At 42.3% G+C, this 13,416-nt stretch carries 11 protein-coding genes; 7 read left to right on the forward strand and 4 right to left on the reverse strand.

Annotated elements, in window-relative coordinates; translation table 11 throughout:
* Positions 1 to 512, reverse strand: a 512-nt coding sequence (locus ACT3QP_RS03290) for a peroxiredoxin (protein WP_444524461.1), incomplete at its 3' end; no start/stop codon positions are given.
* A gap of 145 nt (positions 513 to 657) precedes the next feature.
* On the reverse strand, positions 658 to 2,061 hold the full coding sequence (gene fumC, locus ACT3QP_RS03295) for a class II fumarate hydratase (RefSeq protein ID WP_444524462.1): 1,404 nt from the start codon (positions 2,059 to 2,061) through the stop codon (positions 658 to 660).
* 193 nt (positions 2,062 to 2,254) lie between these two features.
* Between fumC and ACT3QP_RS03300 the strand changes: the two genes are divergently transcribed.
* The 4 genes from ACT3QP_RS03300 (at position 2,255) to ACT3QP_RS03315 (ending at position 4,284) form a co-directional block, all read left to right on the forward strand.
* The gene (locus ACT3QP_RS03300) at positions 2,255 to 2,905 is read left to right on the forward strand and encodes a 5-formyltetrahydrofolate cyclo-ligase (protein ID WP_225739059.1); all 651 of its coding nucleotides are present in this window, start codon (positions 2,255 to 2,257) and stop codon (positions 2,903 to 2,905) included.
* A complete protein-coding gene (locus ACT3QP_RS03305; protein ID WP_192518206.1) occupies positions 2,905 to 3,156 on the forward strand; it encodes a hypothetical protein in 252 nt (83 codons plus the stop codon). Before ACT3QP_RS03300 ends, ACT3QP_RS03305 begins: the two co-directional genes overlap by 1 nt.
* A gap of 44 nt (positions 3,157 to 3,200) precedes the next feature.
* Positions 3,201 to 3,650, forward strand: coding sequence for a hypothetical protein (locus ACT3QP_RS03310; RefSeq protein WP_444524463.1), 450 nt, complete (start codon positions 3,201 to 3,203; stop codon positions 3,648 to 3,650).
* Positions 3,651 to 3,843: 193 nt separating this feature from the next.
* Entirely contained in the window at positions 3,844 to 4,284 is a 441-nt protein-coding gene (locus tag ACT3QP_RS03315; protein WP_444524464.1) for a hypothetical protein, read from the forward strand.
* A 101-nt stretch (positions 4,285 to 4,385) separates the two neighbouring features.
* Here the strand turns inward: ACT3QP_RS03315 and ACT3QP_RS03320 are convergent, their stop codons facing one another.
* Positions 4,386 to 5,747, reverse strand: a complete 1,362-nt coding sequence (locus tag ACT3QP_RS03320; protein WP_192518209.1) for a Na+/H+ antiporter family protein — start codon at positions 5,745 to 5,747, stop codon at positions 4,386 to 4,388.
* A 405-nt stretch (positions 5,748 to 6,152) separates the two neighbouring features.
* Here ACT3QP_RS03320 and lon point away from each other — a divergent pair, with 405 nt between their 5' ends.
* The 3 genes from lon to ACT3QP_RS03335 all read left to right on the forward strand — a co-directional run bounded on the left by lon (position 6,153) and on the right by ACT3QP_RS03335 (position 10,235).
* Positions 6,153 to 8,714 (forward strand): endopeptidase La, encoded by a 2,562-nt coding sequence (lon, locus tag ACT3QP_RS03325; protein WP_444524465.1) that lies wholly within the window; start codon positions 6,153 to 6,155, stop codon positions 8,712 to 8,714.
* A 374-nt stretch (positions 8,715 to 9,088) separates the two neighbouring features.
* Entirely contained in the window at positions 9,089 to 9,520 is a 432-nt protein-coding gene (locus ACT3QP_RS03330) for a superoxide dismutase family protein (RefSeq protein WP_444524466.1), read from the forward strand.
* Between the two features lie 157 nt (positions 9,521 to 9,677).
* Positions 9,678 to 10,235, forward strand: a complete 558-nt coding sequence (locus ACT3QP_RS03335; protein ID WP_444524467.1) for a superoxide dismutase family protein — start codon at positions 9,678 to 9,680, stop codon at positions 10,233 to 10,235.
* 180 nt (positions 10,236 to 10,415) lie between these two features.
* On the opposite strand, the gene topA is transcribed toward ACT3QP_RS03335, so the two are convergent.
* Complete coding sequence (gene topA, locus ACT3QP_RS03340; RefSeq protein ID WP_192518212.1) at positions 10,416 to 13,070, reverse strand: type I DNA topoisomerase; 2,655 nt, start codon at positions 13,068 to 13,070, stop codon at positions 10,416 to 10,418.
* Between the last annotated feature and the right edge of the window lie 346 nt (positions 13,071 to 13,416).

A 13,416-nucleotide genomic window follows, 5' to 3' on the forward strand; every position in this document is an offset into this window, starting at 1 on the left:
AGGTACTCTAACATAGTGTCTGCATCTGATACTTCAAATGGGTCTATTGGACAGTTGTCGCCAAAATCAGCTTCCTTAAACACTTTTTTAACTTCTTTATTGTCGACAACCATCGAATAACGCCATGAGCGCATACCAAAGCCAACATTACTCTTATCAACAAGCATGCCCATTTTACGAGTGAACTCACCATTACCATCAGGAAGTAAGAAAACGTTTTCACGGTTTTGCTTTAGACCCCATTGGTACATGACGAACGCATCATTGACAGAAATGCAAACTATTTCATCTATGCCTAATGCCTTAAACTCATTATAAAGCGCTTCATAACGAGGGAGATGGCTGGTCGAACAAGTTGGCGTAAAGGCGCCTGGTAGAGAAAACACAACCACTTTTTTATTGGCAAATAACTCATCTGTGGTTAGATCATACCATGTGAACGGGTTGTCTCCTCCAATAGAGTCATCACGAACACGCGTTTTAAAAGTCATATCAGGTACATGGGTAATCATTGTCTACTCCAAGTTAGGTTATTATCTATTTCTAAATTCTAAGTGGAACAAATATGACACTGCTACCAGAAAGACGAGTGCAAATGGTACTTATCGTACATTAAGCAAGCCTAACGCCGTAGCAGGTCACTACTTGATCTACTGCTTACTTAGGATTTACCATATCAGCAGGAATAACCCACTCATCAAACTGCGCTTCAGTCAGCAATTCTAACTCAACCGCCACTTGCTTCAATGTTTTGTTTTCTTTATAAGCCGTCTTAGCGATTTTCGCTGCATTTTCATAACCAACATGACGGTTCAATGACGTCACTAGCATCAACGAGTTATGCAAGAAATCATCAATTTTGTCTTTTACTGGCTCGATACCAACCGCACAGTTGTCGTTGAAGCTGTTGCAAGCATCGCCAAGTAATTTAATAGACTGTAACAAGTTAAATGCGATCACTGGCTTATACACGTTTAGCTCAAAGTTGCCTGATGCGCCAGCCATGCTGATTGTTACATCGTTACCCATTACTTGAGCCACAACCATGGTCATTGCTTCTGACTGAGTTGGGTTCACTTTACCTGGCATGATAGAAGAACCTGGCTCGTTTTCAGGAATCGTCAATTCACCCAAACCACAACGTGGGCCAGATGCCAACCAACGTACGTCGTTTGCAATTTTATTTAAGCTTGCAGCCAATGTTTTTAGGGCGCCTGAGGCAAATACTTCAGCATCACGAGCGGCTAATGCTTCAAACTTGTTCGGTGAGGTGACAAATGGTAAATCAGTCAGGGTTGATAGTTGTTCAGCCGCTTTTACTGCATAATCAGGGTGGGCGTTTAGACCAGTACCAACCGCAGTACCACCTAATGGCAACTCATACAGGCCTTGTAGCGCGTTATCGATACGAGTCAATGCATGGTCAAGTTGGCTCACATAGCCGCTGAACTCTTGGCCTAACGTTAATGGAGTAGCATCTTGTAAATGCGTACGACCGATTTTTACGATGCTATCGAATTCTTTTGCTTTAGCAGCGAGCGTATCGCGTAGTGCTGTTACCGCAGGAATTAACAAGCTATTGATCTGACGAGCTGCTGCCACACGAATCGCTGTTGGGAAGCTGTCGTTGGTAGACTGTGCATGGTTTACATGGTCATTTGGGTGAATTGGCGTGTAGCTGCCACGCTCAGAACCAGCGATTTCGTTGGCACGGTTGGCAAGCACTTCATTCATGTTCATGTTTGACTGTGTGCCAGAACCTGTCTGCCATACGACCAACGGGAATTGATCAGTTAGACCGCCATTGATGATTTCGTCAGCGGCTTGTACGATTAGATCACGCTTGTCGCCTTCGATACGCTCTAGGCTTGCATTGGTAATGGCAGCGGCTTTTTTGACCAATGCCATCGCTTCGATCATTGGACGTGGTAATGTTTCACCACCGATTTTGAAGTTTTGACGGCTACGCTGTGTTTGCGCACCCCAATATGCATCAGCTGGGACTTCCACATTTCCCATAGTATCTTTTTCGGTACGAGTTGCCTGATTCTGTGTCGACATAACTACCCTCTTTTCTGGTTTGTTGTTGTATGGCTGAGCCGTAAAAAGTGTAACACCTGCTACACTTAAAAGAATATACGATATAAAGTGGCATTATAATAGCATGACTAAGACCAGTTGAATATTCACAAATAATCATTGCCAATATCTAACATCAGCAGTCAGCATCAATATCTCATTGGATAATATAACTATGCATCCTGAACCAAAAAGCTCAATGTCAGAGGAATCAGAAATTAGCAACCCACCCAGACGATACTTTACTCGCCAGCGTCGGCAGTTAACTGACAGTACACGCAGAAATATGGGACAAGCGGCAAGCCTGTATCTAACTAAGTTACAACAGCGATTGCCAAAAAACGCACGTATTGGCCTATATTATGATGGGTTTGGCGAATTACCCACTCAGCCAATTTTAGAGTGGTGTCAACGCTTAGGCTATTTTTCTTATCTACCCGTGGTCGGTTCACTTGGTCATGCTAACAATGGCTTTGAGGATAAACGGCTGCGTTTTGTCCCTATCTATCATTCAAAGCTACTTAACGTACCAACACGTATCCATCGGTTAGGTATGAAGCAAAACCATCATCGCCGGCTACTTTGGGCGCGAGAATTGGATGTCATTATCTGTCCGCTGGTGGCAGTCGATACACACGGCAACCGTATGGGTATGGGTGGCGGCTTTTATGATACGACATTAAGTAAAGTCTATCGGTCAGGGGCGAAAAAACCATTAAAAATAGGCTGGTGTTATGATTTTCAAGTGGTTGAGCAGTTAGCGCGTCAACCGTGGGATGTGCCATTAGATGGCTTAATCACGCCAAGCGGCATAAGGTGGTTTTAATGAAAGATGATAAACAATTTAAAAAAGAAGACTCTAGCGCTGCTGATTCCAGTGCAGATAGTGTGGATGAGTATCTGCAAACGTTAGGCAACGAGGACGCTAGAGAGCGACGTTACTACAGTCAAGAGCAGCCGTTTAGCTCTGAGGAGATGACACGGCTAATCAATGAAGAACGTCTAAATAAACTGCTGGCGCAAAGTGATGAGTTTTTGAGTAGTTTGAATAGTGAGTTGAGAGATTTTGATGAGTAGCATTTATAATAAAATAACAAGAGTATAATTATCAGGTATGACACATGAGCGCAAAAAACACACCTATGAAGACAGTCGTTAGCTACTTTCGCTCAAAACCGCTACGAATAGTTTTCGCTAGTGTATGGGCTTTTTTTGTCGGTCTTATTATTACTTCAGGTTTTGGGCCACACCCTTATGCGCTAGAGATGCTTGATGCGCCTGAGCCGCATGCATATGCTATGGGGCTCGTTGTCACATTGGTGGTTGCAATGCTTTTTCATTTAAGCTTTCTAGTGACTATCGATGTATATATGCGGAGCCAGTGGAAGTTTTTTACCATGCTGATTGTTACTACGTTCTTTTTACTTTTCTTCGGTATGATGGTTATACATGCACCAGCGCCACTTGGCTGGATGATTGCGTGGAGCTTTTTATCATTTCTACTGTTTTTGGTTATTTGCTTTTGCCAGGCTTGCTTATTTTTTTTACGTTGTGTATTCCGTCAACCATAGTTATGAGGATAAAAAGTTTTATACTAATTAAAAACACCATTCACCCTAAAATATCATCACAATCCAACCAAATATCAATAACAGAATGCTTTAACGGATAAATACTTATTTTTTATCAAACTATTGTTTATAAATGACCTATGAACTATAATTATTGAAAATAGTTATCATTACCGAATAGGTATCGTCCGTCATGAAGAGCAAAACGAAAAAAGGATTTATATCACCAGCTTCACTCAAGGTTATTTTTTACCTTTGGGTAATAATGTTTCTGCTAACGCCTGTTGCTTATATATATGACTATAATGGTTTTGAGCTTGCCGAACTTAGGAGCTTTGGCTTCACTCTAGCGGGATTCTATACTTTCGCACTCATGAGCTATATAGAAACCAAACGGACAAAACAGCGCAACGACAGACCATTCTCACGTATCCTTATCCTTGTATCTTATATTTTCTCAGGGATACTCATGGCTTTATTCATTTTATCAGCCCTAGACTATATGCGTGGTAATTTAGCGTTAGATCATATATATGATCCCATTTTTCAGCTATTTTTCTTCTACCTTTTACTTAAAACCATAACAGAGATGAAGAATGGTTTAGTCCATAAAGAAGCGCCTATGCTTTCGTAGTAACGCTTACCTTCGGTATCTCTTATTCAAAAAAAACAAGACTTACTTCTAAGTCTTGTTTTGTTTTATCTGCTGTTATTTACAAACCATACTCTGTACGTCTACAACACCATCGCGGCTATCCAACCAAATATCAATAACGGAATATTGTAGTGAATAAAGGTCGGCACCACACTGTCTTTGATATGGTCATGCTGTCCATCGATATTCAAACCAGACGTCGGCCCAAGAGTCGAGTCTGACGCAGGAGAACCCGCATCACCTAGCGCGCCAGCCGTACCGATAATCGCCACAGTTGCCAATGGCGAAAATCCTAAAGAGATACATAGTGGTACATAAATCGCGGCCAAAATAGGAATGGTCGAAAATGACGAGCCAATACCCATGGTCACAATCAAGCCAACCAATAGCATGATAAATGCAGCCATCGCTTTATTACCAGCGAACAGTGACGCCGCACCATCAACCAATGGCTGAATCTGATCAGTGGCTTTCATTACCTCAGCGAAGCCCTGCGCAGTAATCATGATAAAGCCAATCATCGCCATTAGCTTGATACCGTCATTAAACACAGTATCAGCATCACGCCACTTGACCACGCCTGTTGCCATAAACACAGCAAAACCAAACATCGAACCTAGCAATAACGATTCTGTGTATAGCTGTACGACAAAAGCGGTCACAATAGCAGCCAATGCCACCATTGTTTTTGCTGTACTTTGGGTTTGCGCACTAGCGGCGGTTTTGCTCAATGCATCATTTTCTATAGCGGCATCATGTGCCTCTTTGTCTATCGCAACTTGTTGATACTCACGCGGCTTACGGTAGCTAATAAACACAGCCGTCAATAAGCCAACAAACATACCCAACGCTGGTATCGCCATGGCATGAGTGACCGAGATATTACTCACGTCAATGCCCGCCTCACCGACGTTTTTCAGCATGATTTCATTCAGGTAAATATCACCAAACCCATACGGAATAAACATATAAGTAGTAACAAGCCCAAACGTAATCAAACAAGCAATGAGACGTCTATCAATTTTCATACGATTAAACGCTAGTAGCAATGGCGGTACTAGTAGAGGAATAAAGGCGATATGAATAGGAATTAAGTTTTGGCTAAAGCAGCTCATGGTGATTAAGCCTGCAAACAGCATGTACTTAATCATGCCACTGGTGCCGCCCGCATCAATACGCTTGATGACCGATCCTGCCAACGACTGTGGCAAGCCTGAATGCGCAATCGCGACTGCAAACGCACCCAGTAACGCGTATGACAGCGCGATTTGTGCGCCATTACGAATACCTTCTTGAAAAGCCTCTAAAGTCTCAGTGATACCGAGACCGGCTATTAATCCACCAGCCAGTGCACCGATTAATAAACTGAGCACCACGTGTACCCTTGCAAGTGACAGGCCTAGCATGATCACTACCGCCAGTAATACTGCATTGATTGTCATGTGTGCCTCGTATTCTGTTTTCTTTGGTCTAATTTAAACCGATTAATATTTCATGATGTATGGATATCGCCTTCGTCTTGAAGAGGCTTTATTCTGAATAACCACTGTTTAAGACGCGCGATAGTTTACCTTATTTTACCTATAAAACCCATGTTCATAACCGACTAGATATCATAGATATCTATATATAGGTGCCTAAAAACCCTTATTTTTCAACGGTTTTTTATAAAAATTTTCACGAAATAAACAGCCGTATCCATCGCAATATCTATACAGATATGGCTATTTAATCAAGATAAGCATCTGACTTGCTCAAAAAGCCTTGCAATTTTATCTGTGAGCACCATTTATCTAACAATGAACCACGAACTTGACTTTACAAGTCTGGGGAACGAGGAAAAATATATGAGTGAACATAATATTGATAAAGACAACATCGACATCGATGTATCATCTGCCCTTAATACTGATACTGACGCAAGCAATGAGTCAGAGAGCTCATCTACTGATGAGTTAGACACCACGTCTAACGTTGTCAAAGACAATGAAGACGAAAGCTACTTGCCACTGCTAGCATTACGCGACGTCGTCGTTTATCCACACATGCAGATTGCATTGTTTGTAGGACGTGCGCCATCGGTGAAAGCGGTAGAGCTAGCACAGGCCGAGTACGGCAATAAAGTGCTGGTAGTCGCGCAAAAAGACTCGCTAACTGAAGATATTGATCACGACAACTTATATCAATATGGTACTGTTTGCCGCATCGTCAGCACCATGCCGCATGACAGCGATGAGAACTGCATTAAAGTATTGATCGAAGGTCAGTATCGTGCGCGCGTTGATAACATCGAAAACCATGATGATTTATTGATGGCTCGTTTTGAGCGTACTGATCTCGATATGAGTATGGATGAAAGTCAGCAAAAGAACACTATTCAAGCACTAACCACGCTATTTGAAAGTTATGCCGATGCACGCCTACGTAATGCGCGTGAGCTAACGCGTGTGGCAAAACGTATCGATGACTTACTTGAATTGATCTACTTTATCTCAACCCGTGTGTCGATGGATCTTGACATCAAGCAGTCATTCCTAGAACAAGACGACATCAAAACACACATCAATACCTTGACTGAATATTTGGTCAAACAAAGCGCTGAACAAAATATCGAACAAGACATCCAAGAAGCGGTCCGTCAGCAAATGGAAGATAATCAGCGCGAATACTTCCTAAATGAAAAAATGAAAGCCATTAAGAATGAGCTGTCAGATATGAATGACGGCATGTTCGATGGTGATGACGATGTGGCAGAGCTGGAACAACGCCTAGAAAAGGCTGACCTACCAGACGATGTGCGCAAAAAAGCAGAGCAAGAGTTTAAGAAACTCAAAATGATGCCACCTGCATCAAGTGAATCATCAGTGGTTCGCAACTATATTGAATGGATTTTGGACACGCCATGGAATGCGACGACCAAAGTCTCTATCAATTTAGATAAAGCCAAAACTGTATTAGACGAAGACCATTACGGTCTGCAAGATGTGAAAGATCGCATCTTAGAGTACTTAGCCGTTCAATCACGGGTGAAAAAACTGCGCGGCCCTATTCTATGTCTCGTCGGCCCTCCAGGTGTGGGTAAAACCTCATTGGGTGAGTCAATTGCCCGAGCGACTGGTCGTAAGTTCGTACGTATGGCGCTGGGCGGTGTGCGTGACGAAGCTGAGATACGTGGTCATCGCCGTACTTATATTGGTGCGATGCCGGGTAAAATCGTCCAATCATTGGCCAAAGTGGAAGTCAAAAACCCGCTGTTCTTATTGGATGAAATCGATAAGATGGCGCAAGACTTCCGCGGCGATCCAGCATCAGCATTGCTTGAAGTATTGGATCCTTCACAGAACGATACGTTTAACGACCATTATTTAGATATGGACTTAGACTTATCGCAAGTGATGTTTATCTGTACTGCCAATAGCATGGATATACCAGCGGCACTGCTTGACCGTATGGAAGTCATTCGTCTGCCTGGTTATACCGAAGAAGAAAAAGTTAATATCGCGCAGAAGTATCTCGTGCCAAAAGCGATTAAAAATAACGGTCTCAAAGACGGCGAGATTGAAATTGTAGAAGCAGCATTACACAGCATTGTACGTAGCTACACACGTGAAGCTGGCGTTCGTAATCTTGAACGCGAAGTCAACAAAATCTGCCGTAAAGTGGTTCGCGGTTCCGTCGAAACACATGGTGCGCGCACACCGAAAAAGGCAAATCGTGAACTGGTAGTAGTCGATGATAAAAACATCAATGACTATCTAGGAGTCCATCAGTACGATTATGGTCTGGCAGAAGAAGAGCCGGAGATTGGCCGTATCACTGGCCTTGCGTGGACACAGGTTGGTGGTGAATTATTGACCATCGAAGCAGTCGCCATGAAAGGCAAAGGCGAACTGAGCTTCACAGGCTCACTTGGCGATGTGATGAAAGAGTCAATTCGTGCGGCCATGAGCGTGGTTCGTGCACGTGGTGATAGCTTAGGCATCGATTACGAAACGTTTAAAACGACTGATATCCACGTACATATGCCAGAAGGAGCCACGCCAAAAGACGGCCCCTCTGCTGGTGGCGCACTGACGACAGCACTAGTATCTGCATTGACTGGTATTGCCATTCGCCCAGATATCGCGATGACAGGTGAAATTACCTTGCGTGGTAAGATCCTACGTATCGGTGGTCTAAAAGAGAAGTTGCTTGCGGCACATCGCGGCGGTATCAAGCATGTATTGATTCCTGCAACCAACGAGCGTGACTTGGCTGATATCCCTGATAACGTGAAAGAAGGCCTAACTATTCAGCCAGTCGCCACGATTGAAGAGATATTAAAAGTTGCGTTGGTTAGTATGCCAAAACCACTTAAGCCTGCCAAAGTAACAGTGGATAAAACCAAAGGTAAAGCATTGCACAGTTAATAAATAGTTATATTATTAGCTTAATCTGACAAGCTCTAAAAAGCCGCTCATCGTATGATGGGCGGCTTTTTTATTTAAGCGATTATTTCTATTTCAAATCCTTTAAGGTCTATTGAATATTCAATCCGTAACCCCCTAGGGCGTGTCATCAATTAGCACATTGATATAATTTATGATACCCCTTAACTTATTAAAAAAATATAAACAATAGTTCTAAATGATATAAGATAATTACAGCTACATCAAAAAACCGTTAAAACAATATTACCGGATGGATAATGAGAAAAATGATATCTGTACCTCTTTGCGTTTTTGTATTGATTATGGCTGGTTGTGAAAGCCCTCTCAGTTATATCAAATCAAGCAAACCATTTATGACGGCTAACCTTAAAACCACGTATAAAAATCAAGATGCTGGGCAAATTTATTTGCGCCGCGTCGATAGTGGCATTCAAGTATATGGCACATTGACCAACTTACCATCCGACTCATTATTGAACATTAATATCTATATGTCTGGTGCTTGTATCAACCGTGGTAAAGTAGCTGGCGGCTATCTAAACTCTACATCTGCACCACTATCACATTCAAGACTCTCTTTCAGCTCTCCGTCAGTGATCAAGGTTAATAGGCAAGGCATCGCCAAAGTTGACTATATAACAACGGATATCTCTCATAAAAAATATCGATCAAACAGTGTGTATCAGCAAGCTTTTGTTGTTTATCCCATTCCAGTTGACGATAAGGATTTGTCTTTAGAAAAGACTAACACTCGTATTGCATGCGGCATAATTAGTCAATACTAAAGGCTGAACGATATACGTTACTTACATTTATTAACTGATTGTTGCGCTTCTAGTGAATAACTATTTCAACGCTTAGCTATACTAAATCTGATGTTAAACAGCCCCTAACACCTAAAAATAAATTTACCATAACAATCAAATATAAATGGAGATAATAATGAGTAAGACATTACTAGCAAGTACCCTACTATGTGGTTCAGTACTAGCAATGACTGGCTGTCAAACCGTAGAAGGTCAGATGCAAACAGGTAATCCGTTAAACCAACCTACCCTAAAATCAACGATTTATACCGTTGGTAGTGATAAAAAAGAAGTCGGACAAGTATTCTTGCGCCCAGTCGATGAAGGTGTGCAAGTTTATGGCAAGCTGATGAACCTACAACCAGGACAAACAGTGGCGCTACACATCCATGAGACAGGTAGCTGTGCTGACATGGGTAAAGCGGCTGGTGGTCACTTTAATCCAGACAATAAGCCTCACTCTAGCCCAAACGATATGAATGGGCATGCAGGTGACTTACCCAACCTAACGGCCAATGACAATGGTGTCGCGACTATTAACTATGTTAATAAGAAAATCTCTGCAACAGAGGCTGGTAAGTACAGTGTGAACCATTTAGCGTTTATCGTACATGGTGGTGTCGATGACTATACCAGTCAACCATCAGGTAATGCTGGTGACCGCGTCGCTTGCGGTATCATCGAAACGATGTAATAGCACACTAATGACATTTAAAGCTAAATGTTACTTGGGCCGAATGTTATTGAAGCTAAATGCGATTAAAGCTAAATAAGATTAAAGCTAAATAAGATTGATAGCATAAAAAAACCTCTTAGATAATCTAAGAGGTTTTTTTATGGCTTAACACTATTTATGACAAAGATAAAAGAGATTTTACTCCTCTACCCACTCGCCTTTGCGCCAGTAAACACCCCAACGCGTGGCTTTACCGTTTTTCTCAGAGCCGATATATTGCTCTTTTTTCTTACGTGACCAGCGCAATATCGTTGCATTGCCGTCAGGATCTTCGTCTGGTCCTTCAAACAGATACTGGAACTTGTCTTCCATCTTATCCTTGATATCTCTTAGCTCAGCCAGTTTCGGTGCCCGTGTTTCACGTACTTTCGGGAACTTAGACGCTGCCAAGAACATCCCAGCAGCCCCTTCACGCAAGATGAAATAATCATCATGCTTGGTTGACTTTAGCTCTGGCAAATGAATAGGATCCATACGCGGCGGTGCGGCTTCTCCTGTTTTTAATACTTTACGTGTATTGTCACATTTTTGACAGGCAAAATAAGGACCGAAACGTCCCGTCTTGAGCTCCATTTGCCCATCACATTTATTGCAGTCGATGGTTGGTGCATCTGAACCCGGTACCTCGAATTTACCCTCTTCTAAGACATAACCATCACAATCAGGATTGTTACCACAGATATGTAATTTGAGACCACCATCGACGATATAGCCATTCATCGCTGTACCACATTTCGGACAGCGTTTTTTCTCCATCAAATCTTTAACTTCTGCTGCTTCGTCATCACCTTCTGCATCATCAAGGTTGGCAAAAGCCTCAACTGGCATTAAGTTTTTGGTGCCTTTGCAGCGCTCTTTTGGTGGTAAGTTATAACCTGTACAACCTAAGAACACACCTGTTGAACCGGTACGCAATTGCATCGGACGACCGCACAGATCGCAATGAACGTCAGGTACATCCGTTGGATCATTGGGACGCATGCCGTCTTTTTCTTTGGCACGCTCAAGCGTGGTTTTGAACTCACCATAGAAGTTATCAAGCACATCTTTCCAGTCTTTATCACCTTCTGCAACATGATCGAGCTTGTCTTCTAACGCAGCGGTAAACGTGTAATCCATCAAATCTGGAAAGCTTGCCGTTAGCCTATCAGTAACGATATCACCCATTTTTTCGGCAAACAAACGTTTGTTTTCAAGCTTTACATAACCACGATCTTGAATGGTTGAGATGATAGACGCGTACGTCGATGGACGGCCGATGCCTTTTTTCTCAAGCTCTTTAACCAAACTCGCCTCGGTGAAGCGTGGTGGTGGCTTGGTAAAGTGCTGACTCGGGTCCAACTTATCAAGCGTTAATTTATCGCCTTTTTTAACATCAGGTAATAGCGTATCGTCGGTCTTGGCTGGTGGCAATACTTTGGTATAACCATCAAACACCATGGTACGACCACGGGCTTTTAGCTCAACATCATCAGCACTTACAAATAAATTTACTGACAGATATTTTGCTGGCAGCATCTGACAGGCCACAAACTGACGCCAAATCAGCTCATACAGGCGTATTGCGTCACGCTCAACCCCTTTGAGCTGAATTGACTTCATATTGACGTTAGAAGGTCGAACGGCCTCATGCGCTTCTTGTGCGCCTTGTTTATTACCATAGAAATTTGGCTTTTCTGGCACGTACTTTGTACCATAGTTGTCTTCGATATAACCTCGAGCGGCAGCCAGCGCATCACCCGACAAAAACGTCGAATCGGTACGCATATACGTGATGTGACCTGCTTCATATAACCGCTGTGCCAATATCATGGTTTTCTTAACCGAAAACCCCAATCGAGTACTGGCTGCTTGTTGCAATGTCGAGGTAATAAATGGCGCACTTGGACGCGACTGTGTGGGCTTCTCTTCGCGCTCTTTGACGATAAAATCATTGGCGTTTAACACTGCTAATACTTTATCGGTCTGCTCTTTATTGACGAGCTTAAGCGTTTTGCCACCTTGTTTGGTCGCTTCTAGACGTATACCGATCTTTTCAGCATCTTTTTTACTAGTCGCAACATGCGTGTCTGCATGAATCTGCCAATACTCTTCTGGTATAAAGGCACGAATCTCATGCTCTCTTTCTACGACCAAGCGCATAGCAACCGACTGTACGCGACCTGCTGATAGACCACGTGCAACTTTTTGCCACAGCAGAGGCGACACCATAAAACCGACCACTCGATCCAAAAATCGTCGTGCTTGCTGAGCATTCACCCGATCTATATCGAGCTTAGAAGGCTGTTTAAAGGCATTTTGAATGGCAGATTTGGTAATCTCATTGAATACCACACGCTCATATTTACTATTAGCACCACCAATCACTTCTTTTAGATGCCAAGCAATCGCTTCCCCTTCTCTATCCATATCCGTTGCGAGATAGATTTTGTCAGCGTCTTTGGCTAAGGCTTTGAGCTCTTTGATTACCTTGGTTTTATTTGGTAGCACTTCATAGACTGCCGCCCAGTCATGTTCTGGGTCGACGCCCATGCGTCTGACCAATGCTTGCTGAGTTTTTTCTTCTTTCGTTAAAGTCTCATCTTTTTTGGTCGTTGCTGGTTTTTTTGCGCTCTTACTAGCACCAACTGGCAAATCACGCACGTGACCGATACTTGAGCGTACAACAAAGTCATCACCAAGGTATTTATTAATCGTTTTTGCTTTGGCTGGTGATTCTACAATCACCAAAGACTTGCCCTTTGATTTGTCAGCAGTAGATGTGGGGCTTTTTTTGGTTGTGGTTTTTGCCATATTTGACGACACCATAATATAAGTAAATTAAAAAATATAAGTAAATTAAAAGGTATAAATAAATTAAAAGGTATAAATAAATTTAGCCGCATGGCAATTTATAATAATTGGTTATAGTCGCTCAGCGAATTATTGTATTAGCGCTTACTAAGTTTTTAACCATGACACTGAGGTATACCCTCAATAATAAATGCTCATAAAAATAGTTATAAAACAAATAATAACCATAAAATAAAGATATAGTTATAAAGACGTTACACTGCTAGCCATTAAACTGTCAACTAAAAATGACTATGAGTTTATCAAAAGCACTTGCTTATTGATTATTAATGGTGACCAAAAAATA

It is taken from the genome of Psychrobacter sp. AOP7-B1-24, assembly GCF_052376215.1.
Classification (GTDB): domain Bacteria; phylum Pseudomonadota; class Gammaproteobacteria; order Pseudomonadales; family Moraxellaceae; genus Psychrobacter.

Coding starts and splice junctions, on each gene's coding strand:
- fumC (WP_444524462.1), bottom strand. CDS start 2,061: ATGTCGACACAGAATCAGGCAACTCGTACCGAAAAAGATACTATGGGA.
- ACT3QP_RS03300 (WP_225739059.1), top strand. CDS start 2,255: ATGCATCCTGAACCAAAAAGCTCAATGTCAGAGGAATCAGAAATTAGC.
- ACT3QP_RS03305 (WP_192518206.1), top strand. CDS start 2,905: ATGAAAGATGATAAACAATTTAAAAAAGAAGACTCTAGCGCTGCTGAT.
- ACT3QP_RS03310 (WP_444524463.1), top strand. CDS start 3,201: ATGAGCGCAAAAAACACACCTATGAAGACAGTCGTTAGCTACTTTCGC.
- ACT3QP_RS03315 (WP_444524464.1), top strand. CDS start 3,844: ATGAAGAGCAAAACGAAAAAAGGATTTATATCACCAGCTTCACTCAAG.
- ACT3QP_RS03320 (WP_192518209.1), bottom strand. CDS start 5,747: ATGACAATCAATGCAGTATTACTGGCGGTAGTGATCATGCTAGGCCTG.
- lon (WP_444524465.1), top strand. CDS start 6,153: ATGAGTGAACATAATATTGATAAAGACAACATCGACATCGATGTATCA.
- ACT3QP_RS03330 (WP_444524466.1), top strand. CDS start 9,089: ATGACGGCTAACCTTAAAACCACGTATAAAAATCAAGATGCTGGGCAA.
- ACT3QP_RS03335 (WP_444524467.1), top strand. CDS start 9,678: ATGAGTAAGACATTACTAGCAAGTACCCTACTATGTGGTTCAGTACTA.
- topA (WP_192518212.1), bottom strand. CDS start 13,070: ATGGCAAAAACCACAACCAAAAAAAGCCCCACATCTACTGCTGACAAA.